The sequence below is a fragment of the Pseudoduganella guangdongensis genome (genome assembly GCF_009857475.1).
GTDB classification, from domain to species: Bacteria; Pseudomonadota; Gammaproteobacteria; order Burkholderiales; family Burkholderiaceae_D; genus Rugamonas; species Rugamonas guangdongensis.
Genome location: NZ_WWCJ01000012.1, coordinates 113244 through 137657 on the forward strand (window position 1 = coordinate 113244; position 24414 = coordinate 137657).

Consider the following 24414-nt stretch of genomic DNA (forward strand, 5'->3'; position numbering starts at 1 on the left):
TAAGCGCCTGAACAATATTGCTAACTGGCAATACGAAAGCAAATTAACTAGGGAGGTTTCATTTTGAAGAAGAGACAACTGATCCTGGGCCTGCCTCTCGCCCTGTCCGCCCTGCTCACAGCTTGCGGCGGCGGCACTCCAGCCAGCGATTCCAGCGCGCCGCGCTCCGGGCTGAGGACCTTAGGCGGGGCTACGCAGGTATCCGAGATTGCATTGACACCAGTGGCTGCGACAACGTCCTCTGCCGAGCGCGGCGACCTGGGAGCCTCTGCGGCTATCGATGGCAATGAGTCCACGCGTTGGAGCAGCGGATTCTCGGACGACCAGTTCTTGACGCTGGATTTTGGCGCCTCGGTCGCCATTAACCATGTGCGCATCATCTGGGAAAACGCCCACGCCACGGAGTATGAGTTGCAGGTGTCGGACGATAACCGCAACTGGTCCACCATCAAATCGGTCCAGAACAGCCAGGGTGGCACGGAAGACTGGAATGGCCTGTCCGGCGTTGGTCGCTACCTGCGCATGAAAGGGCTGAAACGCTCGAGCCAGTACGGCTATTCGATCTTTGAGATCCAGGCATTCTCCGGCGAGCAGGCCTCCCCTCCGCCGCCACAGGAACCCATTCCCCAGCCAAGTGGGCCGAGCACCGTCCTGAAGCCGGTGGCCGCAACTTCATCGCCGGTCGAAAACGCAGGGCTGTCCGCCGCAGCGGCGATTGATGGCCTTGCGAATACGCGCTGGGCGAGCGCACGCGACAACGGCGCCTGGATTCAGTTCGACTTTGGCGCCAAGACGTCTATCGGCTATATGAAGCTGGTCTGGGAGAACGCGTACGGCAAGCAGTACGCGTTGATGGCATCGGACGATGGCCAGGCGTGGACGCAGGTGCGTCTGGTCAATAATGGCCGAGGCGGCACCGAGGAATTCTTCAACCTCGGGATCAGCGCCCGCTACATCCGCATGCAAGGCATCGAGCGCGCGACGCAGTACGGTTATTCGCTATTCGAGGCTGAGTTCAAATCGCCGGGGAGCGACAATACCATTGCACCGGGGGGCACCTCCGCCTTCGCTTTCCCCGCCAACGGCGACGGCTTGCTGCCATTGCCTTCGAGCGCAGCCCCGCAAGAATCGCTGCAATTCACCCTGCCGGATGGCACGCTGGTCACCCGCTTTGGTGCGCGCGGCTTTGCGCGGCACGGTCGCGAGCGCGGGGAAGATTGGAATGAAATTGGCTACGGGCCGAATGAAACCGTCGATCCGGCGACCGGCCAACCGGTCGACAAGGGGCCGGGCAATTACCTGACCTTTGTCCCGCAATACTTCAAGAACCGCACCTGGGGCGTCGAGATCATCGATAACAGCCGCGTGCCGGGCGTGACGAAGCCGACCCTGGTGGTGAACCAGTACACCACCGTCGATTTCCTGTCGGGTGGCATCGCCTTCTTCAGGGCCATCGACCGGCCGGGTGTCACCGGCTACGGTTGGATGGCGCCCGGGCAGTTGGTGGACGGCTCTATCAAGGTTTGCAAACCCACTGCCTATCCTGCGGCCGGCCAGTTGGCTGCGCCGGGCGGCATCAACGGCGGGTGTACTTTGCTGGTCAAGCAGTACCCCGGCATGAGCGGGCTCGATGCCAACGGTTTCCCGAACGGTACGCATATTCCGTCTCGGCCCTTGGTCGTAGGTGATGTGATCGAAGTCTCGCCGTCCATGTTCTCCACCACTGAATCCATGCTCGCTAAAGGCGATAGCGGCGGCATCCGTTACTACTCGCAAGAATGGACGTATGTGGTTGGTGATGGCCTGCGCCCATGGTATGGCGTGCAACCGCGCCTGAATTCGGTGCCGCTGCCGGCGGAGACGCTGTCGGGCGGCTTGGGTTCGGTGTCTTACAACTACTCGGACAACGGCTTGTTTATGTTCCAGCAGCCGCACAACAATATCGGCATGCAGAACATGCAGCGCTTCGTTGAAGGTCGGCGCTTATTGCATACCAACTTCACCACCGGCGCCCATAATGAATCCGGCAACGACCGCTACGAGCCTGCGATCGGCTTGCAGGGCCAACGCTTCAACCAATCCGCCTGCATCGCCTGCCACGTCAACAATGGCCGCAGTCCGGCACCGATTGCCGTCAACCAGCGCCTGGACAATATGTCCGTGCGCGTGGCCGTGACCGCAGCGGATGGAGCCCAATCGCCGCATCCACTGTATGGCAGCACCGTGCAGATGAACGCCGTTTCGGCTAACGGAACGCCGCAGAACTGGGGCCTGGGTGTGCGTGTCGGCGGTTTCGAAACGCGCAGCGTCAAGCTGGCCGATGGCAGCAGCGTAGAGCTGCGCAAGCCAACCCTGGCTTTTGAGGGCGTCGTGCCGGACATGGTTTCGCTGCGCGCCGCTCAACCGATGCTGGGCACAGGCTTGCTGGAAGCCGTTCCTGAAGCGGACATCCTGGCGCGGGTCCGCACCACACCGGACGAAGATGGCGTGAAAGGCAGCGCCAACTTCGTCTTCGATCCGGAAAGCGGCGCTGTGCGCCTGGGCCGCTTCGGCTGGAAGGCCTCGAAGGCCAGCCTGCGCCACCAGGCAGCGGCGGCCCTGCTGCAGGATATGGCGGTTACTTCACCCGTCTACCCGAACCGCAACTGCGCCAGCGACCCGGTCGGATGCAAGAGCGCCCCAGCCCAACGCGGCGTCAGCGAGCCGGAGCTGCAGCTGATCTCGCAGTACCTGGCACTGGTCGCGGTCCCGGCCCAACGCAGCTTGCCGAGTGGCTTCCCGAAAGGTGTCGCACCGCTGGATGAACATCGTGTCGATCCACAGCAAATCAGTGTTGGCAGCAAGCTGTTCCAGGCGATGCGCTGCTCGGCATGCCATACGGTCGAGATGAAAACCGGCCCGGGACACCTGCTGGCGGAACTGCGCAACCAGACCATCCGCCCTTACTCCGACTTGCTGCTGCACGATATGGGCAGTGAGCTGGCCGACAAGGTGGTGGAAGGCCAGGCCAAGGGCAATATGTGGCGTACCGCGCCGCTGTGGGGTATCGGCTACACCGAGAAGGTGATGGGCAACAGCGCCCAGGTCGGCTACCTGCACGATGGCCGTGCACGCAACCTGACCGAAGCGGTGATGTGGCACGGCGGCGAAGCAAGCCGCTCGCGCGATCGCTTTGCCGCATTGCCAAAGTCCGACCGCGAAGCACTGCTGGCGTTCCTGCGGTCCTTGTAAGCGGGCCCGCATCCGCAGATAATGGACAGCACCAAGCGGTACTGTCCATCTTCCCGAGGGAGCGGAACACCATGCCGAAACCAGTCCCAGTGCCCCGGCCGGCGTCGCTGCGTCCAGCAACGCCGGCCGTTCCTCCTGTCTACCATCCTCGCGCGGCGCTTCCGGTCCAGGCCAAACTAGCGCCTAGTCCGCCAAGGCCGCAACCGTCGGTCCCGCAAGCTTTCAAACCACAAGCGCGAGCCGCTGCGGTTCCGCTGCCAGCGGGCCCGTCGGTCATGATCCAGCGGGCCGAGACCGTACCGAAATCGATTGGGTATTCGTCGATCGCCCTGCACTACTCAGCAGAGCAGATTGCGCTGGCAGCCCAGCAGACAGGCCACGATACAGGCTACACCGGGCATCAATCCGGTGGCCCGGGTGATGGCATGAACAGCGGCACTGTCAAAGCGAATAAGGATATCGTCGAGCAGCTCAAAAAGAACGTTGCCAAGGAAAAGCACGACAAGAAGAAGGGGCCGGTTAAGCAGGAATCGGCGAAGTCCGCCCGCTGGCGTGCCATCAATAAGGGAAAACTGTTGATGACGGACGCATTAAAACCAAATTCCATTGGCTGGGCCGCTTCCTTGGCGAAAGGGGCGCGCGACTACCAGCTCTACCTCACCACACGCACGCCGCCCGGCACGCCGCCCGACGACCAGCTGACCCCAGAAGATGTCGAGGACTGCACCGATTACTGGGATCGAATGCAGGAAGCAGAACAGGTCATGGAGTACGACCAGTAAATCCGTCGTGTAACCCACTTGCTGCGCATTCGATCCGCTTGGCGGTTTAGTATGCCGGAACTGCGCGCAACGGCGCCACCCGTGCCCTGCCCTTGGCCGCGATGGCCACCGCCGGCACATAGCGCATGAAGTCGTAGCGTGGCAGTGCAGGCGTCGATACCGTGCCTGATATGGCGAACACCGGCACCAGCAAGCCTTGTACTTCGCGTGGCGGCAGTGCGTAGAAGCCCAGCTGGCAGTCGTGGAACTGAACCGATGCTTCGCCCGGGCAAAGCTGCGCAAAGCTTTCATCACGCATCAGGATGTCCGCCAGGTGGTCGGGTGAAATGGTCCGCGCTTCGCCAGCCACATCCACTTCACGCCAGAAGCGCAGCATTTCATCGACGCGGCCGCCCTCGCCGACCGTTGCCTGGATCTTTGCGCCCGGACCGAAAAATGGCAAACCACCTTCCTTGAAGCGCATGTTCACCTGGCGCGCGATCGGCCAGACGGATTCTTCTTTCTCGTTGGCCTTGCGGATGCAAAGCTCCAGGTCGGTGACGGAGTGCACGGCGGCCGCGCCATGCATCAAGTCGAACTCGCGCAGCCTGGCCGTGGCATACTCCACGGCTTCCTTCTCGTCCGGCAGGCGCGGCTGGAATTCCGCCTCACCTTTCTGGCCAGCGCGCGCCGCCCAGCGCACCGAACCGGTGGCGACGAAGTACTCGAGCACGGAGTGGTCGTCGCTGGCGATGATGCGGGCGCCCATGTCCTGGGGTTTGGCGCGAACACCAAAGCGTTCTCCCAGTTTGGCGGCAATGCTGCAGGCAGAACCTTCAATACGGCGCGGTTGCAGCAAGGTCACTGGCTGCGGCGCAGGCATTTTGGGGAACGTAAACAGTTCGTAGTTCATGGCAATCTCCTAGCAGGCGCCGCGCAGGTAAAAATAGGTGGTGGGCGTATCCGGATCGGACGAGACAAAGCCCTTCCCATGCCAGTGGTCTTCGTACGTATTGGTGCCGGCGGCATCGGCCCGCAGGTAGGCCCAGCGGCAGTCCGATCCCTCCGTCTCCTGGGCAGCGGCGATCCACGCGTCGCGCACGCGCCAACCGTGGTTCAGGTGGTCGGCGAAATAGCGGCCGCGGTTGGTTTCATCGTGGCAGATGGTGTCAAACCCCAGCATGTAGTGCAAACCTTTGAACGACGGCCCCCAGCGGTCGAACACCCCGGCCCGTTCCAGCACCTGGCAGGCGTGGAAGGCGATCCATTCCAGGTCGATATCGCCCAGCCGCACTTCGCCCGGCGTGGCCTGGCCGCTATCGATGGTGGTACCGAAGAGCGGCCCCTGCTGGTTGCCATGGCCGGCGAAGAAGGCAATGTCGACGTTGTCCACCCAGCTGCTGTCGCCACCGGATAAGGGGCTGCCGGCGCCCTGCTGCTCAAAATCGCGGTCCCATGCGAGGTTGTCGCCCCAGGCAAACTGGCGAACCGCATGCAGCGTGTTGTAGAAGCCCTCAGCGGCGGCCCTTGTGTTGGACACGTCCGCCGCGCGGCCGTTGTACTTCAAGACCCATTCAATGCCCATTCCCATGATCGTTCTCCATCATTGTCATCAGCGATTTTCCCGCGCCGGTTGGCGGTGGGGATGGGATGAACTATAGGCGTGCAGGCGCTTCGCTTTATCCGTGCTGGTACCTAACTTTGCGGTGGGGGACCACCCATAATACGGGCGTGGCCGGCAGTGTTGTTGCGGTAGGGAAGCATTGCTTATAAAATGAGAATCATTCCCATTTAGATTTGATTCGTTCACGATGAACAGCAAGCGCCACGACATGCACCAATACACTGCCGCGCGCCGCGCATTGATGGCCAGCGCTGCCGGCTTGCTGGCCTGCGTCAGCCTGCCAGCGTTCGCTGGGCAAGCTTGGCAAACTGCGGTGATGCCGCAGGCTAAACAGTTGGATGTGACGTCGCGCCATACGGGACAACGCTATCGCATCTTCATCAGCGTGCCTGAAACGCAGGCCCCGGCGGCAGGCCATCCGGTGCTCTACCTCCTCGATGGCAATGCCACTTTTCCCAGCGCCGCGCTGATGGCCCGCACCGTGGCGCGGCGCAGCAAGGCTACGGGCCAGAATGCCCCGGTTATCGTCGGTATCGGCTACGCCAGCGGTGATGACTACGATAGTGCAGCGCGCAGCCGGGACTACACTCCGCCGGCCGGCGACAAGACTGGCAAAGGCGAAGGTGGCGCCGACCTGTTCCTGGACTTTCTCGAACAGGAGCTGAAACCGATCGTCCTCGCCGTGGCGCCGCTTGACCTGCAACGGCAGGCGCTGTTCGGCCATTCTTACGGCGGCCTGCTCACCTTGCACGCTCTGTTCACCCGTCCCGCAGCCTTCCAGGCATACATCGCGGCCAGCCCCTCAATCTGGTATGCCGAACAGCATGTGCTAGGTGAAGTGAAGAACCTCGCCGCGCCTCGTACAGCGCGCCCTAAGGTATTGCTGACGGTCGGTGCGCTGGAACAATCGGCAGCGCCGCCATCCGCCCGTGAAAGCGAGCGCAGTGCCGCACTGGCGAGGCGGCGTATGGTCGACCAGGCCCGCGACCTGGCCGCTCAGCTTGCTGTGAACAAGGATGGTTTCGGCCTGGAGCGGGTGCGCTTTGTCGAACTGGCGCACGAAAACCATGGCTCGGCCATGTTCCCTGCCCTCGCGCGCGGGATGGAATTCTTCCTTGAATAGGCCGGTGCTCAAAGTAGGTTAAGTCGCGCTGCGAGCCATTGATTGACCACCTCACGCCCAAGGTTAAGTTGCTGCCGTACTTCAAGCGGCACGCCATCCTTGTGCGCATAACGCAGCCCGGAATTCGATTGCACCTTTCTCTTGTGGAGCCGGCCATAGACCGCCGCCCCCACCATCGTTTTGCTGAGGTCGCCGACCTGGGGCAGGTTTTTCGTTGGCCGGACCGGCCTTGCCTCGGACGGTATGGAGTCGGGCGCCTCCTGCGGCGTATAGCTTGCGGTTACAGCCAGGGGCGATGCCCAGAAGGCATCCTCAAGGCCCGGCGACCGCTCGCTGAGGCGTACTGGAAGCCGCTGCGGACATGGTAGGCCACGAGCTCCTCGTGGCGCTGGGTCAATTGTTCGAAGTGCACCGGCGCCAGCAGCAGGCCGTCGTGCCAGAGAATGCCTTCCGAAGGAATCGCTACCCGGTCGTTGCTGCTTGCTCTCATGCCGCTAAGTCTCCGAATCAAGTTGATTTGTTCAGGCCAGGCTGCTGCAGTGCATCGGTGGCGGCGAGCGCGGCGCGCCAGCCTTCGCGTCCTATCTGGATCTGCCCGCCATCGCGCCAGGGCTCGATGCGCGCACGGCGTTCGCCATCCGCCAGGCCGGCGAAGACGAAGACGGCCAGCGCGCGCTGGCCGTCGAACATGGATGGTGGCAGGGTGAGTTCAGTGGCGGGGGGGAATTCGCAGCGGAAGACGCGCAAGGCGCCGGGGAAGCTGGCGAGCAGCAAAGGGCCGTGCGGAAACCATTTGCTGTCGGGCGCCATCAGGCGCTGCTCCAGCGCGGCGTCGGCCACCAGGACGATATCGAGGGTGACCGGGCTGTTGCGGTTGGCGTCGGCGCTGGCCTGCACTTGCACCTCACCCATTTTGAGCTTGGGTGGGCCGCCGAACAAGCCCTGGTACAGGCTACAGCCCGACAATGCGATGGCGCAAGCCAGGGCCGGTCCCGCAGTACGGAAACACATTCGCATCGCGCGCATAGTCGGTTGTATGAGGAGGCAATGCGGCGCTCCGGGGAGCGAAATCAACGTTGCCTCATTGAAAAGGTTGGGCTATTTTGCGCCCAATTTTTCACCCGAAATCTCGCACAATGTCACTGCTGAGCCAAATATGGCGAACGTCCAACACTATCGAAAGAGAAGGCGGTTGGCGCTTGCCATGTGCACCCTGGCGGAACGCTTGCGCCACCACAGGATCACGCCGGTGACGCTCAGCATCGCCACCACGATGCCCATGACCGAGATCAGGATACGGCCTGGAATGCCGAGAATGCGGCCTGAGTGCAGCGGGAACTGGGCTTGCACGAAGATGTCGGCGGCCGTGCCTTTCCATGGCAGGCGTTCGCCCAGCACGCTGCCATCGCTACCGTCAAAATAGAGCACGGCCGGGCCAACGCCGCCGGTGCCGTGGTCGTTCCCGGGCTGGAAGAAGCTGACGCCGTAGATGCCGAAGTCCTGCGAGTAGAACACGCTGCCGGCCGGGTCGGTCCAGTCGCGCGTGGCGGCTTCGGCGCGGGCGCGGTTCAGGATGTCGTCGTAGCCGATGCGTGCTGCAATCGGCTTGTGCAGCGGCGCCGGGGCGCGGGTTTCGAACGGCGTCGGCGTGACGTCGGACACCGTGGTCATGATCGGGTAGAAGATCTCGCGGTAGAAGTTTAGCGAGAAGGCGGTGAAGGCCAGGATGAACAGCAGGATCCAGGTCCACAGGCTGAACGCGCGGTGCAGGTCGAAATTGAGCTTGGCGCCGCCGCCGCCCCAGCGTACTTTCCATGCCGGTTTCCAGCGCTGCATCCAGCCGCGCGCGCCGCCGCTGCGGGCGCGCACGGGTAAGGTCAGGTAGAAGCCGACAAAGCTGTCCACCACCCAGATCATGGCGATCACGCCCATGAGCCAGACGCCCCAGCGGTCGATGCCCCACATTTCCGGTATGTGCAGCGAGTAGTGCAGGCGGTAGAGGAAGGAGACGAAGGTCTCCTTCGTAATGGGCCAGACGGCGCCCCACTCCCGCTTGCCCAACTCGGCGCCGCTGACCGGGTCGACAAAGACCTGGTTGAAGCCCGGTTCGGCGAGCTTGCCGGTGGCCGGGTCTACTTTGGGCGAGACGCCAAAGTGCAGCGTCTCGCCCTGCCCTGCGTGCAAGGGAACGAAGGATACGCCCACCTGCGGGTAGCGCCGCTCCAGTTCGCGCGCCAGGACGAGCGAGGATTGCGCCTGGCCCGGCGTATGCGACTCCATCAGGTGCGGGTTAAGCACATCGTCCAGCTCGTGGTCCCACGAGATGATGGCGCCTGTCACGCCGCTGACGAACAGGAAGGCCGCCGTGGTCAGGCCGAGGTAGCGGTGAACTAAAGTCCAGAATGCACGCATGGCAGGCCCCGGTCAGAAGCGGTACTTCAGGCTGGCGGAAACGCTGCGCGGGGCTGCGTAGGTAATCGCGCCATAGGCCGAGAACATGCCGAAGTGCTGTTTGTCGAACAGATTGTTGACATTCAGCTGGGCCGACAGGTGCTGGTTGATGTCGTAGCGTGCCATCAGGTTCACCAGGGCGAACGCGTCCTGCTCGATACGGCCATTGGTGTTGGCCGGCGCGGCCGGGTCCAGCGTGTAGGTGCGGCCTTCCCAGTTCACGCCACCGCCCACCGTCAATGCATCCAGGCGGTAGGTGGTGAAGACGCGGAACAGCTTGCGCGGGTAGACGGTGTTGATCTCGCTGCCATTGGCTTCCTTGCCGCTGAACTGCGAGTAGCCTGCGGTGGCATTCCAGCCGCGCGCCAGTTCGCCGGAGACTTCGAACTCAAAGCCGTCGGTCTTGGCGCCCTTGGCTGCGCGGTAGTAGGCTTCCGGCGCCAGCGGACCGTCACCGTCGCGGTCCACCAGGTCCACTTCCTGCGCCAGGTTGTCCTGCTTGATCTTGAAGACGGCGAAGGAAGCGTTCAGGCGGCCGTCGAAGAACTCGCCTTTCACACCCGCTTCGGTGCTCTTGCCCACAATCGGATCGAGCATGGCGCCGGCCTTGTCGCGGCGGTTCTGCATCTGGAAGATGTCGGTGTAGCTGACATAGGTCGAGAGGTTCTCGTTGATGTCGTAGACCAGGCCTGCATATGGCGTCAGCTCATGGTCGTACTTCATGCGGTATGGCGGAACCCAGGCGCTGGTACCGGATTTGTCGTAGTTGGTGACGCGCGCGCCGATGATGGCTTTCAGCGGGTCGCTGAGCGAGAAGCGCGCAACGCCGTACACGGCGTCCTGCTTGGTGACGTTCGCTTCATAGAAGGCCAGCGGGCCCCACACCGGCTCCGGGTACTTGGTGCCGTCCCAGTTGTTGAAGTCCCCGACGGGCGGATAGGCGCTGCCATAGTCGGCGGCGCGGCTTTGGGTATGGAACTTCTGCTTGGAGTGCGCGTAGCCGATGGCTGCTTCGTGCTTGCGGCCGGCCAGCTCGAACGGTCCGCTGGCGTGCAGGCTGAAGTCGTCCTGCTTGGTGCTGACCTTGTAGGAGCCGGCGAAAGCGGCCATGCCGAGGCCCGTCACCCGGTCCGGCAGGCCGGACAGGTAGAGCAGCGCGGAATCGGCTTTGCGGTCGCCGCGCGAGTAGCTGGCGCGCAGCTTCCAGCCGTTGTCGAAGCCGTGCTCCAGGTTGGCAAAGGCGTTTTCATACTCGGTTTCCCAGCGCGTCCAGTCGGCGGAGGATGTCTTGGAGACGTCCCAGCCCGGCTTGCTGCCGTCGGTGTACCAGGCCGGCAGGCCGCCCCACATCGGGCCTTTCGGGTCGTCTTTCTGGCGGCTCAACCCGGCGGACAGGACGGTGCGCGGCGCCAGGTCCGCTTCCACGGTGGCGTAGTAGGTGTTGCTCTTGTTTTCGCGCAGCTTGCTCCAACTGTCGCTGCGCTGCACTTCGCCGATGACGCGCGCGCGCACGGTGCCGGCGGCATTCAGGCCGGTCGAGACATCGACCTGGGCGCGCCGCTCGTTCCAGCGGCCGATGCCGATTTCGGCGGAGCCGGTCAGGTCTTTGCTGGTGGCGCGTTTGCGTACCAGGTTGATGGCGGCGGACGGGTTGCCGGCGCCGGTCATCAGACCGGTGGCGCCGCGCACCACTTCCACCCGCTCATACAGGGCCAGGCTGCCAATCACTTCGCCCGAACTCCATGCCTGTTCCCAGCTGGTCGGCACGCCGTCGATCTGCAGGTTGTCGATATCGAAGCCGCGCGCGGTAAAGCCGGCGCGGTGGGTTTCGTACTGGTTGACCGAGACGCCGGTGACATTGTTGACCACATCGGTCACAGTCTGCAGGCCCTGGTCTTCAATGCGCTGCTGGGTGATCACGGATACCGACTGCGGCGTATCGCGCAGGGAAATGCTGAGCGGCGTCGCGGTGCGGCCCTTGTCGACGGTGTAGGACGTTTCGTCCAGTTTCTGCGCCGTGACCTGGATCTGCGGCAGCACGGCGCTGTCTTGGGCGACAACGGCCAGGGGGAACGCCATGGCAACCAGGGCGGCTATTTGTTTCATTTTCATCTGAACCTCAACCAGTTCTTCTTTATTGCTTTTGTGAATGGCTGGCGTACAGATGGCTGGCTCCCGTTTCAAAACCCATAGATGATAACGATTCTCATTCAAAAGTCAAATCCGTCCCGCTTGATCCAGGTCATGCACACGGCTTGCGCAGCGCCCTAGACTTTCTTTATTCCTTTTTCGCTAACAATCGGAGGCAGCCATGGCATACAAGACTATCGTGGTACACGTGAACAGTTCGGCGGATACGGCGCGCCGTGTGCGCCTGGCGGCGCAACTGGCCGCGTTGTTCCGGGGGCGGCTGGTGGGGGCGGCCATGACCGGCGTTTCACGCTACCTGACCATGGACTACGCCACGTCGATGGGCGTCAGCATGGCGGCCGAGTGCATGGACGAAGCGCGCAAGCAGGCGCGCGCCGCCCTGCAGGAGTTCGAGCGCCAATGCGGTACGCTCGATGTCGCCTCTTTTGAGTCGCGTCTGATCGACGACCAGGCCGGCGATGGCCTGGTCCTGCAGTCGCGCTATGCCGACCTGCTGGTGCTGGGCCAGGCCAATCCCGATGAGGCCATGGCCCCGTTGGCGCAGGAGACGCCCGAGTTCCTCGCCACCAACAGCGCGCGTCCCGTGCTGGTGCTGCCATATGCCGGGCATTTCGAAGCCCCGTTCCGGCGCGTGCTGGTGGCATGGGATGGCAGCATGGAAGCGACGCGTGCGGTGACTGCCGCCCTGCCGCTCATGCAGGCTGCCGGCAAGGTGTCGCTGGTGGTGTTCAACGCCGGCCGCCAACCGGACGCGCACGGCGCCGAGCCCGGGGCGGACATGGCCCTGTACCTGGCGCGGCATGGCATCGAGGTGGAAGTATCGGCGCAGGTCACCGATATCGAGATCGGCTCCGCCCTGCTGTCCCATGCCGCCGACGTGGATGCCGATTTGCTGGTGATGGGCTGCTATAGCCATAGCCGCTTCCGCGAAATCATGCTGGGCGGCGCGACCCGCACCATCCTGCAGAGCATGACGCTGCCGGTCCTCATGGCGCACTAGGGCTATACTGGTCTGTATGCCGAACCCCTTCGTTCAAGTCGCGGCCGCATGGCTGGCGCACCCTGTGGAGCTGGCCCGGGCGTGGCAGGAACTTGCCACCGTAAGCTGGGCCACCGGCATGCCCTCGCCCCTCGCCGAGGCGGCGGAGGGCGATGACCGTTTCGCGGACGAAGCCTGGCGCGTTCATCCCTTCTTCCACGGCTTGATGCAGCAATACCTCGGCCTCACGCGCACGCTGGAGCGCCAGATCTACGACACGCCCGGCGCTGACGAACGGGCCGCCCGCAACGCCGCTTTCTGGTTGCGCCACTGGTGCAATGCGTTCGCGCCCAGCAATTTCCTGCCCACCAACCCGGTGGCGCTGCGGCGTGCCTTTGAGAGCGGCGGCGCCAGCCTGCGGGCCGGGTACCAGGAGTGGCTGCGCGACCTGCTGGCGGGCGACCTGCGCATGGTCGACCGCACGCGCTTTGAGCTGGGGCGCGACCTGGCGGCAACGCCCGGCCGCGTGGTGCTGCGCAATGCCATGATGGAGCTGATCCAGTACACGCCGCTCAACGCGCAGGTGCATGCGGTGCCGCTGGTGCTGGTGCCGCCGTGGATCAACAAGTACTACATCCTCGACCTCACGCAGCAGCAAAGCATGGTGCGCCACCTGGTCGCGCAGGGCTTCGACGTATTCGTGGTCAGCTGGAAGAATCCGGGCAGCGCAATGGCCGGGCTGTCGTTCGAGGACCACCTGTTTGACGGCATCCTGGCAGCGCTCGAGGCGGCGCGCGCGATCGCCGGCGTGCCGCAGGTGCATGCGGTGGGCTATTGCATCGGCGGCACGGCGCTGGCGACCCTGATGGCATGGCTGAACCGGCGCTACCCGCCAGGACGGGAGCTTCCCGTCGCGCACTGGACCCTGCTGGCCACACTCACCGATTTCGCCAGGCCGGGCGATATTGCCAGTTTCATCAGCGAAGAAAGCGTGGCCTGGCTGGAAGAGCTGATGGCGCGCCAGGGCTTCCTCGATGCGCAACAGATCGGCTGGAGCTTCCGCATGCTGCGCCCGAACACCCAGGTCTGGCGCTATGTGGTGCATAAATACCTGCTGGGCGAAGCGACGCCCGCCATGGCGCCGCTGGCGTGGAATGCCGACGGCACGCGCCAGCCGCGCGCCACGCACGCCTTCTGCCTGCGCGAGCTGTACCTGGCCAACAAACTGGCGCGGCCCGACGCGCTGGAGCTACGCGGCCAGCCCATCGACCTTGGCCGCATCCGGCAAGAGCTGTACGCGGTGGGCGCGCTGGCCGACCATATCACCCCCTGGCGCAGCACGTACTGCAGCGCGGCCCTGGTGGGGGCGCCGGTGCGCTATGTGCTCACGGCCTCCGGCCACATCCTCGGCATCATCAATCCGCCGGGCAGCAGCGCAAAGCAGCAATACTGGGCCGGGCCGCTGCTGCGCGACGCCAGCGCCAAAGAATGGCTGGCCACGCGCGAGCCGGTGGCAGGCTCGTGGTGGGAGGACTGGTGCACCTGGCTGGCGCAGCGCTGCGGCGCGCTGCGCGTGCCGGCTGCGCAGGCCCATCCGGACTATCCCTGGTTAGGCGACGCCCCCGGAATCTACGTGCGGGAAAGCTAGGCCAGGCCTTATAATTTCGGCATGAACGCCGAACAAAAACAATTCCGCCGCCGCCTGGCCCTGCTGGCCGCCATTACCCTGATCGGATTTGCCGTCCTTGCCGGGCGCATGATCTGGCTGCAGGCGTTCCAATGACCCTGCATACCCCGTCCTGGCGCCGCCTGCGGCCGGTGCTGGCGGTGGACGCGCCTTTGGCGGCCATTGTCGGCATCCTGGTCTGCACCGGCTTGTTCACGCTGTATTCCGCCTCGGCTGATTTCCCCGGCCGCTTTGAACTCCAGCTGCGCAATGTGCTGATGGCCGTGGGGCTGATGTGGGCTGCGTCGAACGTCCCGCAGCAAGTGCTGATGCGCCACGCGGCAGCGCTGTATGCGCTGGGCGTGGCCTTGCTGGTGGCGGTGTTCCTGTTCGGCGTAACGAAGAAGGGTTCGACGCGCTGGTTGAATCTCGGGCACGATTTCCAGCCTTCCGAAATGATGAAGATCGCCATGCCTTTGATGCTGGCGTGGTATTTCCATCGTTATGACGGCGTGCAAGGCTGGCGGCGTTTCGCGGTGGCGGCGCTGCTGCTGGCCATTCCGGTCGGCCTGATCGCCAAGCAGCCCGACTTCGGCACGGCTATGCTGGTGCTGTCGGCCGGCTTCTACGTCATCGTGCTGGCGGGCCTGTCGTGGAAGGCGCTGGCAGCGCTGGCGGCCAGCGCCCTGGCGGCGGCGCCGCTGGTCTGGCATATGCTGCACGACTTCCAGCGCCAACGCGTGCTGACCTTCCTCGACCCCGGCGCGGACCCGATGGGCAAAGGCTTCCAGATCAACCAGGCCATGACCGCCATCGGCTCGGGCGGCATGACGGGGCGCGGCTGGATGGACGGCACCCAGGGCCATCTGGGTTTCATCCCCGAGCGCTCGACTGACTTTATCTTCTCCGTCTTTGCCGAGGAGTTCGGCCTGGTGGGCGGTGTTGTCCTGCTGCTGATGTATGCCTTGCTGGTGGTGCGCGGGCTGCAGATTGCCGCCGGCGCGCCGACCCCGTTCTCGCGCCTGCTGGGCGGTGCGATCACGATGATCTTCTTCACCTATGCCTTCATCAATATCGGCATGGTCAGCGGCGTGGTGCCGGTGGTCGGCGTGCCGCTGCCGTTCTTCAGCTACGGCGGCACGGCGCTGGCCACCCTCGGCCTCGGTTGCGGCATCCTGATGAGCATTCGGCGCAGTTACAATTGTCCCAAATGAGACAAGCGTGGCAAGCTTGTCCAAGGCTTAACGTTATTGTTGTTGAAATGGCGACAGGCTCGCGCCGCCGTGCCGAATTTGATTGAAGTGCCCATCCGTCCGCAGCAAGATTGACCCAGGGGTTGCTGCAAGGCCCTTCACAACATCAATCAATGGACGGAGAGACGAATGAACTGGAAACACCTTGGCGGCTTCGCACTGGCAGCATCCTTCAGCTTTGGCGCCTATGCGGCGGACGGCCTGAAGGCCAGCATCAGCATCGACAAGCGCGCCCTGGGCCCGCAAGATGACGTGGTGGTGCATGTAACCCTCACCAACACGTCGGCGGTGCCGCAGTATGTGCTGAAATGGCACACCCCATTTGGCGATATCGAAGAATCCCTGTTTGACGTGACCCGCGACGGCGCCAAAGTGCCGTACGAGGGCATGCACGTCAAGCGTGCCGCGCCGACCCCGGCCGACTACTACGTGATCCAGCCCGGCAAATCGCACAAGGTGACGGTTGAACTGTCGCAGATGTATAACATGAGCATCTCGGGCGACTACTCGATCCGCTATAGCACCAAGTCGGCCAAGCTGTTCAGCAATGTCGACCCGGCCGGCAAGGCGATCGACAAAAAACAGGCCGATACCCTGCAATCGGACGCGCTGAACGTGTCGATCGAAGGCACCCTGCCGCGCGGCAGCGTAGCCAAAGCGGCGGCGGCGCCGGTGGCGGCGGCCGCCGGCCTGGCCTTCAGCAAGTGCACCACCTCCCAGCAGTCCACCATCACCAGCGCCATCTCCACCGCGCAAAGCATGGCGAACAACAGCAACACCTACTTGGGTGGCAATAATGCCGGTCCGCGCTACACCAAGTGGTTCGGCGCTTATGACGCGGGCCGCTACGCCACCGTGAAGGCGCACTTCGCGGCGATCAAGTCCGCTTTCGACACCAAGCCGATCACGGTCGATTGCGGTTGCAAGAAGACCTATTACGCCTATGTGTATCCGACCCAGCCTTACACCATCTACGTCTGCAAGGCGTTCTGGAGCGCGCCAATGTCCGGCACCGATTCCAAGGGCGGCACCCTGGTGCACGAGATGAGCCACTTCAACGTCGTCGCCGGCACCGACGACCACGCCTATGGCCAGTCGGCTGCCGCCAGCCTGGCGATCAGCAATCCTGCCCAGGCGGTTGACAACGCCGACTCGCACGAATATTTTGGCGAGAACACCCCTGCCCTGCAGTAAGCAGCGGCGCGCCGCTCACCTGCCGGTATGCTCAAAGCGTACCGGCCCCACGGTGAGCGGCACTTCCTTCCCATCCCGCAGATAGTGGCCGCAATAGCTGATCGTGTAAGCGTGGCGCCCCGGTTTGAAGGCATAGGCGCGCCCGAGGTCGATGGCGTTCCTGCGTTTGGCGCCGGGCGCCATGGCGAGATAGTCTTCCTCCGTCAGCGGCCCGCGCTTGACCATGATGCCCTGGTATTCCAGCGGCTGGCCGCTGGCCGCATCGTGCAGTTCAAACAGTTTGCCGTACATTTCTTCTTCATCGGCCAGCGCGTGCAGCACCTTGAGCGTCTGCGCCGAGTGGTTGGCCAGCGCGATATGCACCACCGGACGGCCATCCTGGCTCTTGACGGAAAGTTTGAGTTCCAGCACTGGCGCTTCCCCCGCATGGACGGTGCCCACAATGAGCAAGGCGGCAACAATAGTCTTCATTCTCTTTTTTGTTCCAGCGTTTCGCCCACCACTTGCAGGAACTCGGTGATATCGAGGGGCTTGGTCAGGTAGCGCACGAAGCCTGCTTGCAGCGCCGCTTCCACGTCGAGCGGCATGGCGTTGGCGGACAAGGCGATGATGGGAATGTCGCGCGTGGCCGGGTCCTGGCGCAGGCGGCGCTGGGCTTCCCGCCCGCTGATGCCGGGCAGGTTCATGTCCATCAGGATCGCATCGGGCAGGAAGTCGCGCGCCATGGCGACGCCGCTGTTGCCATCCGTGGCGGAGAGCAGTTCCAGGTCAAGGTGCAGCTTGACGATCTCCTGCACCAGGCGCAGGTTGGCCGGGTTGTCTTCCACGTAAAGCAGGACCGGCTTGTTGCGCTGGCTGGCCGCGGTGGCCGGCGCCGGCGTGTTGTCGCGCACAGGCAAGGCGGGCAGCACCTGCGGTTCGGCCGCTTCCATCCCGACCGTAAAAGTACTGCCGTGGCCGACGGCACTGGAGACGGCGATGGTCGCGTTCATCAGGTCGGCCAGGCGCCGGCTCAGCACCAGGCCAATGCCGCTGCCCTCTTCCGCGCCGCCCTCCTGTCCCAGGCGGTTAAAGGGCTGGAACAGTCCGGACATCTGCTCCGGGCTCAGGCCGGGGCCGTCGTCTTTCACGGCCAGCCAGGTGCGGCCGGGATCGCCTTGGCCGACGTCGACCCAGACCTGGCCGCCCTTGCGGTTGTACTTCACCGCATTCGACAAGAGGTTGAGCACGATCTGGCGCAGGCGGATGCGGTCGGCCCGGACATGCAGCCCCTTGGGCGGGGCCAGGTGGACCTGCACCGAGCGCGCTTCGGCCATGGCTTCAATCATCTGGATCGCTTCGTGCAGCAAGTCGTCCAGCGCCACCGGCTCCAGCGAGAGCGTGACGGCGCCGACCTCGATCTTGGCCAAGTCCAGGGTTTCATTAATCAAGTGCAGCAGGTGCTGGCCGGCTTGGACGATATTGCCGGCGAAGCCGTAGCGCTGGGCCGTGGTGAGCGGCAGCTTCTGGTTGTGCAGCAGCTGGCCGAAACCGAGGATGGCATTCAGCGGCGTGCGCAGCTCGTGCGACATGCTGGCCAGGAAACGGTCCTTGGCCTTGCTGGCCTGCTCCAGCTCCAGCTTCTGTTCCAGCAGCTTGCGTTCGATCTGGCGCCGCCCGGTGATGTCGCGGATGGCGCTGGAAACGAGCAGCTCATCTTCCGTCTTCAAGGGGCTCAGGCTGATCTCGACCGGGAACTCGGTGCCGTCGCGCCGCATGGCGTACAGTTCGGTGCCCGCGCCCATGGCGCGCGGCTGGGCCTTGTCGAAGAAGCTGCCGCGCGCGGCCGGGTGGCGGCCGGCAAAACGCGCCGGGATCAGGATCTCGATCGGCTTGCCGAGCAATTCCTGGCGCTGGTAGCCGAACACTTGCTCCGTCTGCGAATTGACCAGCACGATCTCGCCGCGCGTGTTGACGATGACCATCGGGTCGGGCGCCGACTCCAGCAAGCCGCGAAACTTCTGCTCCGCCTTTTTGCGCTCGCCGATATCGCGGATGGCGCTCATGACAATCGCGCCTTCCTCCATCTGGATCATGCTGAGGCTGATCTCCACCGGGAACTCGAGCCCGTCCTTGCGCAGGCCGTACAGCTCCAGGCCGGCGCCCATGGTCCGCGTGCGCGGCTGCACGAAATACTGCGCGCGGTGCGCCACATGGCCGCCGCGGAAACGCTGGGGCAGCAGTATTTCCACCGGTTTGCCCAGGAGTTCGCGCGGCGCAAAACCAAACAGGCGTTCCGCCTGGCTGTTGACCAGCACGATGCGCCCGGTGGAATTGGCCATGACGATCGCATCCGGCATCGACTCCAGCAGGCCGCGGTAGCGCGACTCGACATTGCGCGCATCGCGCAGCGCCTTGGCGTCGGTGATGTCGTTCTGGCTGTGGATGATGTACTCGATGCCGCCCTGCGCCGTGTACACCGCTTTGCAGGCGGCGCCCACGTACACGGCCTGGCCGTCCTTGCGCCGGCGCAGGTATTCAAAATCGGCGCCGAACTCCTGCTTCACCGGGTGGCCCGGCATGCCGATCAGCTCGCCCAGTTTGTTGCCGCGCGCCTCGTCGCCGCTATAGCCATAAATCTCGGTGGCGCCCTTGGTCCAGAACAGGACTGTGTCGTGCGCGTCGGTGGCGATGATGCCGCCGGGTGCTTCTTCCAGTATGAACTTGCCCAGGTCAGTTGGCATGGCTTGATCTTATTGTGGATTTAGCGCAAGGTCATTGTAAGCGAATTCAAAAGAAAAAAAACCGCCTCCCTTTGCAGGCGAGGCGGCTGGTCGCATAAGGGTGCGCTAGTGATTACCAGGAGGCTTTCAAGGTGTAAGTACCACTGGTGGACCCGGTGCCGCCGCTGTAGTAGTACACCCTGGCGTACCACGTTACCGCAGTCGAGCCCGTATTGGCGCGCGATACGCTGTCCACCTGGCCGGTGCCCTTGGTGCTCGACGCCAGTTCGGTGCCGGTGCTGCTGTAGAGCTTGAGGTCGTAGTCCGCGGACGCATTCGGGGTCAGCACGGCGCTCAGGGTCTTACCAGCCGGTACCGTGATGGCGATGTAGTCGGAATCGGTGCTCGACCCCATATTGCCGTTTACCGTGGTGCCGCTTTGGGTGACCGGGTTGGCGGTGGCGATGGTGTTGTTGCTTTCCGTCTCGTTGATGGTCGGGCCGACGATCACGGTGCTCAGGATGTTCTGCGCCTCGAACTTGGCCTGGAAGGTGTTGGCGTAGCTCAGGTCGGCCGGGAACAGGGTCTTGGCGGCGTTGACGATGGCGGTCGCCATGGCCGGCATCTTGATGTTGGAACCGAGGCCGAAGTGCGCTTCCAGGATGATCTTGTCGATGTTGGCGCGCGGCTTGCCGGCGGCGATCAGGGACACCATGGACTGGTACAGCGGCGCCGACCACAGTTCGTCGGAGGAGAAGGTGACGCCGTTCTCGGTCACCGACTGGTGTGCGCCATAAGTCTTGCTGCTGTTGTACTTTGCATCGGTACGATTCAGCATGCGGCCGGCCCAGCACGAACCGTGGCCGTCCCAGCTGAAGGCCCACTCCGGATGGAAGGTCTTGCCGTTCGGGGTGCTGTAGGAATAGGAAGCGGCCCAGTAGTCGCCGAAGCCTTCGCCCATGGCGCCGGTGTCGCCGCCGCTCCAGTTGACGTTGATATTGCGCTGGATGCCGTGGCCGTACTCGTGCAGGATGACGTCGGCGTCTTCGCTGTCATTGACGCAGCCATGGCCGAAGGCCAGGTAGTCGGTGGCGCCGCCGTAGCTGTAGTGCGAGTTGTCGTCGCCGTTCAGGCCGTCGGTGTCGACGTCGAAGGAGCGTTCGATGATGCCCTTGCTGCCGGTGAAGCCGAGCGACTGGATGTAGCGCTGGTTCTGGTCGATGTGGAAGTAGACATTGGTGTCGTCGAAGGCGTTGTTGCCGCGCTTGGCGGTCCAGACACCGTTGCTGGTGGTGCTTGGCGCGGTGGCCGGGGCTTCGATGTTCTTGATGTTGACGTACGGGCCGGTCAGCTTGTAGACGCCGGCGGTGACGGTCAGGTCGCGCAGGGTCTTGTTCGAGTAGGCGGCGTCGAAGGCGCTGGCGGACGAGGTATCGGTCAGCGATTCGGTCGCCAGGGCGGTGCGTGGGTCAGGGTCGAAGGCGTAGCCCGAACCGTTGATGCCGGACGCCGCCACGGCAGCGGCCGCCACCGTGCCGCTCTGGTCCAGGTTCCGGCCGCCGGTGCCGGCCGCCGCCTTGCCCGCGTCTTGGGCCGCCTTGATCGCGGCCCTCATGTCGAGGGCCTGGCCCGGCGCGCTCTGGCGTGCTTCGATGGAGCGTTCGCCGCCCTTGTTGGTCCGCGGCAGCGAGGTGGTGTAGGAGTCGATCAGCTCGCCACTATGGGCGTTCAGGTACTGCACGAAGCCGCCGGTCGGCATTTCCGCTTCGATGTTGACCTTGCGCGCCAGCTGCACGCCGTCCTTGGTCGGCACCCAGACCAGGGTGGTGGACGGCACGCTGACCAGGTTGTGCTGGACCTTCATGTTCTTCCAGCCCTTGTCGAGGGCGGCGTCTTCGCTGATCTGGCCTTTGTTGTAGAGCTGGTTGACAGCGTCGGCGTCCACCTTGGCCGAGATGTGGCGGCTCTCGTTGAAGATCTTCTGCAGGTCGCCGTTGTGGCCGATCGATACGACGATCTCGGCACGGTCCACCGGCAGGCCGCGCAGCATCTGCTGGAAGTGGTAGTGCTTGCCGGTCAGCGATTCCTTGACCGCCACCAGTTGCAGGTTGTCGAGCTTGGCAGGCAGGCCGAAACGCGCGGCGTTCGCCTTCAGTGCCGCTTGCGCGGAACTGGCCTTGGTGTTGCTGAAAATGGTCAGGTTGTCGACGGTCTTTTCACCGGCCTGGGCCAGGCTGGCGCAGGCCAGCATGACCATGGAAGCAAGGGTGGTACGAGTGGTGTAGCGCATGTTTTTTTGTCTCTCCTGAAGCGGTTATCGATGTATTTTTTACTTGCACGCGGCTGCCCCGCCGGGCCTGGTACTGATGGGCGTGGGGCCGAGTATAACTATGAAAACTTCGTTGATTTAATTGGAACCTTGACTTAAATTGCAAAAATGTCGTATTTGCACGCAGTCAAGACCGCACGCGCAACGTTAGAGGGAGGCCTCTGTGAAATTTAACGGTTTGTTAATATTTTCGTGCTGCTGCCTGGCCCTGCCGGCGCGCGCGATACCGGATGTGGAGCCGGACGTGACGGCCCAGGTGGCGGACGTGCTGGAAGGCCTGGCCAATGGCACGCCCAGCCCGGAACGCTTCACCGAGAAAGGCGCCAGCTACCTGGCCGTGCCCGGACTGTCGGCCGCGCTGCGCGGCTGCAGCCGACCGCTCAAGCTGGAACTGCTCTCGCGCAATGTGAACGGTGAAGACCGCTTGTACGTTTACCGCGCCCACTGTCAGCCCACGGCACTGCGTATTGCCATCGACTTCAACAAGGCGGCCCGTATCAACCGGCTCGAAATGGCGCCCGAACGCTAGATGCACGCAGCACTGGACTTGCTCAATTGTGTGTGGTCAGATATGCATTAATCAGCCAGGAGAAGAGCATGGACGTCATTACGACAGCGGTGACGGCAGGTGCCGGCGAAGGCGGCATCAGCGCTGCCTATCAAATGCTGAAGTCGCGCCTGGCGAAGCAAGCGCCGTCCGTTGCCGATGCCATTGCCGATGTTGAGGAAGACCCGGGCTCGCGCTCGCGCCAGTTCGCCTTGTCCGACGCCCTGGCGGCGGCGGGGCTGGCCGGCGACCGCTACCTGCGCGCGGCGGCGCGCAATTTCATTGACGAGGTGGAGCGGCGCCGTGCCGCGCGCGCGCCGGCGGCCGCCATGGCCGGCCAGCCCGACACTGCCGTCATGCGCGTGTTCTTCGCCACCAACCGCGAGCTGAGCGGCGACCGCCACCCTGCCCGCCTGTTCGGCAACATGCGCGGCACCTTGCGCTATGGCAGCTGCGAGGTCAGCATCCCGCGCGACCACCGCATGGGCGAGCTCGAGTGCCCTTCCCTGCTGCGCCTGGAACTGCGCCAGGATCCGGATCAGCACGTGGTGCTGATGTCGGCCGAGACGGCTGAGCGCGACGCTTTTATGGAGAGGCTGAAGCAAGCCATCGCCCTGCATGGCAGCCGCAGCGCCCTGCTGTTCATCCACGGCTACCGCACCACCTTCGAGGATGCGGCGCGGCGCACGGGCCAGCTGGCGTATGATCTCGGGTTTCCCGGCGCGCCGGTTTTTTTCAGCTGGCCCTCGCAAGGCAAGCTTTCAGGTTATATAGTGGATGAAGCCAATGTGGAATGGGCCCAGGCCGACCTGGCGGCGTTCCTGGCCGATTTTCTGCAGCAATCGGATGCGGAGCATGTCTACCTGCTGGCGCACAGCATGGGTAGCCGCGCCATGGCCAGGGCAACGGCCAGCGTGATCGCGGCGCGGCCTGAACTGGCCGGGCGCATTCGCGAAGTGATCCTGGCGGCGCCGGATATCGATGCCGAGGTGTTCCGCCACCAGTTGTTGCCGGCGCTGGCGGGCAGGCCCACGCCACTGACGCTGTACGCATCATCCGGCGACAGCGCCCTGCGCGCGTCCAAGGCCATTCATGGTTATGCACGCGCCGGGGAAAGCGGCCCCGGCCTGGTGGTGGCACCAGGTGTCGAAACGATTGACGCCAGCGCGGTCGATACGGGCTTCATCCGTCACGCGTATTTTGCGGAAAAGCGCACGGCATTGAGCGATATGTATTACCTGATCCAGAAACATGCCCGGGCGGCCGAGCGCTTCGGCCTGCAGGCGGTGGACAGCGCGCTGGGACGCTATTGGACGTTCCGCGAATAAAACAAGGAGACGAACCTTATGAGTTACGCAAGTGCGCCCGATGAGGCGGTTTTTTGCGTGGACAAGCTGCTGGAGTATATGGGACGCGACGAAAAGGCCCTCGACACGGTGGTCAAGATCGTACGCGATGGAATCGGGCCGGGCGTGGAACCCTTGAATATGGCAGGCGAGGCGATCCGCGACGGCAAAATCATGGAAGCGCGCCGCATCCTGCACAATTTGCGCGGCTCGGTCGGCAACCTGGGGGCGAAACGCTTTGTGGCCGCCTCGCTGGCCCTTGAATTGGCCCTGCAAGAGGGCCGCATCGTCGAAATTCCCCTTTTGTTCACTGCGCTGGAAGGTGAACTGAAGCTGGTGCTGGACCATGCCGGTGCCTGGTTGGATCAGATTAGCGGCCGCGCAGAGGCACGCTAACGATTGGTTACATCTGTTACCCCGTTGGTTTTGATGCAGCGCAATACCCGCGTGCTATGATCGGCCACACTTAGGCATTTGGCAGCATTGCATGGCGTGCGCCTGGCCTGCTCAGGAATCCCTAGAATCTGAATAGCCAGTCGCGGATTTGATTTTGGGCAACTGATTGATATAATGCCATCCTTCGGGAAAAACAAGAATATATGGAAATTTTTAACAAGGCGGGAGTGATTGTGACGTCCACCCTGGTCATGGTCGGCATGTTGATTGCCTGCCAAGCCAAGGAAGATGTCGAGCCGCCTGCCCCCGTGATCGAAGCCGTGGCGAAAAAGCTGGGCGAACACGGCGGTGCGGCTGCCGAGCGCCGCCTGCGTGAATGGTCCGAGCAAGGTTCGATCGTGGCAGCCCGCGAACTGGGCCTGCTCTACAGCCAGAATGCCAGCAAGCACCCGGAAGCCATTCGCCTGCTGGAGAAGGCAGCGCGCGCGGGCGATGCGGTGTCGGCCGATTTCCTGGCCAGCCGCTACCGCGCCAACTCCACCGTTTCCAATAGCACCGCCGGCGGCACCTGGCCGCTGTACCTGCACGTGGCCACCCCGGGCCAGACCAAGTAAATCCCGTCCCCGATCGCGCGTTTTCTTGAGCGCGATCAACAAGTCCC

20 protein-coding genes are annotated in these 24414 nt (G+C 63.7%); 11 read left to right on the forward strand and 9 right to left on the reverse strand.

The features are described 5' to 3' along the window. Window positions 1–63: 63 nt before the first annotated feature. Together GTP41_RS17680 and GTP41_RS17685 are read left to right on the forward strand one after the other, a co-directional pair. Entirely contained in the window at window positions 64–3231 is a 3168-nt protein-coding gene (locus GTP41_RS17680; RefSeq protein WP_202419780.1) for a di-heme oxidoredictase family protein, read from the forward strand. A 275-nt stretch (window positions 3232–3506) separates the two neighbouring features. Then, window positions 3507–4013, forward strand: a complete 507-nt coding sequence (locus GTP41_RS17685) for a hypothetical protein (RefSeq protein ID WP_161026899.1) — start codon at window positions 3507–3509, stop codon at window positions 4011–4013. A gap of 46 nt (window positions 4014–4059) precedes the next feature. Here the strand turns inward: GTP41_RS17685 and GTP41_RS17690 are convergent, their stop codons facing one another. Both GTP41_RS17690 and GTP41_RS17695 read right to left on the reverse strand, forming a co-directional pair. Continuing rightward, complete coding sequence (locus GTP41_RS17690) at window positions 4060–4905, reverse strand: hypothetical protein (protein ID WP_161026900.1); 846 nt, start codon at window positions 4903–4905, stop codon at window positions 4060–4062. A gap of 9 nt (window positions 4906–4914) precedes the next feature. Further along, window positions 4915–5583: a DUF6345 domain-containing protein gene (locus tag GTP41_RS17695; protein ID WP_161026901.1), complete on the reverse strand. Its 669-nt coding sequence runs from the start codon at window positions 5581–5583 to the stop codon at window positions 4915–4917. Between the two features lie 241 nt (window positions 5584–5824). Between GTP41_RS17695 and GTP41_RS17700 the strand changes: the two genes are divergently transcribed. Then, complete coding sequence (locus GTP41_RS17700) at window positions 5825–6739, forward strand: alpha/beta hydrolase (protein WP_161026902.1); 915 nt, start codon at window positions 5825–5827, stop codon at window positions 6737–6739. Between the two features lie 280 nt (window positions 6740–7019). Here GTP41_RS17700 and GTP41_RS17705 read toward each other — a convergent pair whose 3' ends face one another. From GTP41_RS17705 to GTP41_RS17720, 4 genes are all read right to left on the reverse strand, one after another. Beyond that, window positions 7020–7229 carry a hypothetical protein gene (locus GTP41_RS17705; protein WP_161026903.1) on the reverse strand — a complete coding sequence of 70 codons (210 nt, stop codon included), beginning with the start codon at window positions 7227–7229 and terminating at the stop codon, window positions 7020–7022. Window positions 7230–7246: 17 nt separating this feature from the next. Then, the gene (locus GTP41_RS17710; protein ID WP_161026904.1) at window positions 7247–7750 is read right to left on the reverse strand and encodes a hypothetical protein; all 504 of its coding nucleotides are present in this window, start codon (window positions 7748–7750) and stop codon (window positions 7247–7249) included. Window positions 7751–7912: 162 nt separating this feature from the next. Beyond that, window positions 7913–9151 (reverse strand): PepSY-associated TM helix domain-containing protein, encoded by a 1239-nt coding sequence (locus GTP41_RS17715; RefSeq protein ID WP_161026905.1) that lies wholly within the window; start codon window positions 9149–9151, stop codon window positions 7913–7915. Between the two features lie 12 nt (window positions 9152–9163). Next, window positions 9164–11296, reverse strand: coding sequence for a TonB-dependent siderophore receptor (locus GTP41_RS17720; RefSeq protein WP_229502938.1), 2133 nt, complete (start codon window positions 11294–11296; stop codon window positions 9164–9166). 205 nt (window positions 11297–11501) lie between these two features. On the opposite strand from GTP41_RS17720, the gene GTP41_RS17725 reads away from it, so the two are divergent. The 4 genes from GTP41_RS17725 to GTP41_RS17740 all read left to right on the forward strand — a co-directional run bounded on the left by GTP41_RS17725 (window position 11502) and on the right by GTP41_RS17740 (window position 16433). Beyond that, window positions 11502–12341, forward strand: coding sequence for a universal stress protein (locus tag GTP41_RS17725; protein WP_161026907.1), 840 nt, complete (start codon window positions 11502–11504; stop codon window positions 12339–12341). A gap of 16 nt (window positions 12342–12357) precedes the next feature. Further along, window positions 12358–13968, forward strand: a complete 1611-nt coding sequence (locus GTP41_RS17730; protein WP_161026908.1) for a PHA/PHB synthase family protein — start codon at window positions 12358–12360, stop codon at window positions 13966–13968. Window positions 13969–14099: 131 nt separating this feature from the next. After that, window positions 14100–15200 (forward strand): rod shape-determining protein RodA, encoded by a 1101-nt coding sequence (rodA, locus tag GTP41_RS17735; protein ID WP_161026909.1) that lies wholly within the window; start codon window positions 14100–14102, stop codon window positions 15198–15200. 168 nt (window positions 15201–15368) lie between these two features. Beyond that, on the forward strand, window positions 15369–16433 hold the full coding sequence (locus GTP41_RS17740) for a M35 family metalloendopeptidase (protein ID WP_161026910.1): 1065 nt from the start codon (window positions 15369–15371) through the stop codon (window positions 16431–16433). 15 nt (window positions 16434–16448) lie between these two features. Here GTP41_RS17740 and GTP41_RS17745 read toward each other — a convergent pair whose 3' ends face one another. The 3 genes from GTP41_RS17745 to GTP41_RS17755 all read right to left on the reverse strand — a co-directional run bounded on the left by GTP41_RS17745 (window position 16449) and on the right by GTP41_RS17755 (window position 21425). Continuing rightward, entirely contained in the window at window positions 16449–16904 is a 456-nt protein-coding gene (locus GTP41_RS17745; RefSeq protein ID WP_161026911.1) for a hypothetical protein, read from the reverse strand. Next, window positions 16901–19156 carry a PAS domain S-box protein gene (locus GTP41_RS17750; protein ID WP_161026912.1) on the reverse strand — a complete coding sequence of 752 codons (2256 nt, stop codon included), beginning with the start codon at window positions 19154–19156 and terminating at the stop codon, window positions 16901–16903. Before GTP41_RS17750 ends, GTP41_RS17745 begins: the two co-directional genes overlap by 4 nt. 112 nt (window positions 19157–19268) lie before the next feature. Next, the gene (locus GTP41_RS17755; RefSeq protein WP_161026913.1) at window positions 19269–21425 is read right to left on the reverse strand and encodes a hypothetical protein; all 2157 of its coding nucleotides are present in this window, start codon (window positions 21423–21425) and stop codon (window positions 19269–19271) included. A 202-nt stretch (window positions 21426–21627) separates the two neighbouring features. On the opposite strand from GTP41_RS17755, the gene GTP41_RS17760 reads away from it, so the two are divergent. The 4 genes from GTP41_RS17760 to GTP41_RS17775 all read left to right on the forward strand — a co-directional run bounded on the left by GTP41_RS17760 (window position 21628) and on the right by GTP41_RS17775 (window position 24367). Then, entirely contained in the window at window positions 21628–21993 is a 366-nt protein-coding gene (locus tag GTP41_RS17760) for a hypothetical protein (protein ID WP_161026914.1), read from the forward strand. 68 nt (window positions 21994–22061) lie between these two features. Next, window positions 22062–23339, forward strand: a complete 1278-nt coding sequence (locus GTP41_RS17765; protein ID WP_229502939.1) for an alpha/beta hydrolase — start codon at window positions 22062–22064, stop codon at window positions 23337–23339. 18 nt (window positions 23340–23357) lie between these two features. Beyond that, a complete protein-coding gene (locus tag GTP41_RS17770; RefSeq protein ID WP_161026915.1) occupies window positions 23358–23753 on the forward strand; it encodes an Hpt domain-containing protein in 396 nt (131 codons plus the stop codon). 203 nt (window positions 23754–23956) lie between these two features. Further along, a complete protein-coding gene (locus GTP41_RS17775) occupies window positions 23957–24367 on the forward strand; it encodes an SEL1-like repeat protein (RefSeq protein ID WP_202419781.1) in 411 nt (136 codons plus the stop codon). Window positions 24368–24414: the final 47 nt, after the last annotated feature.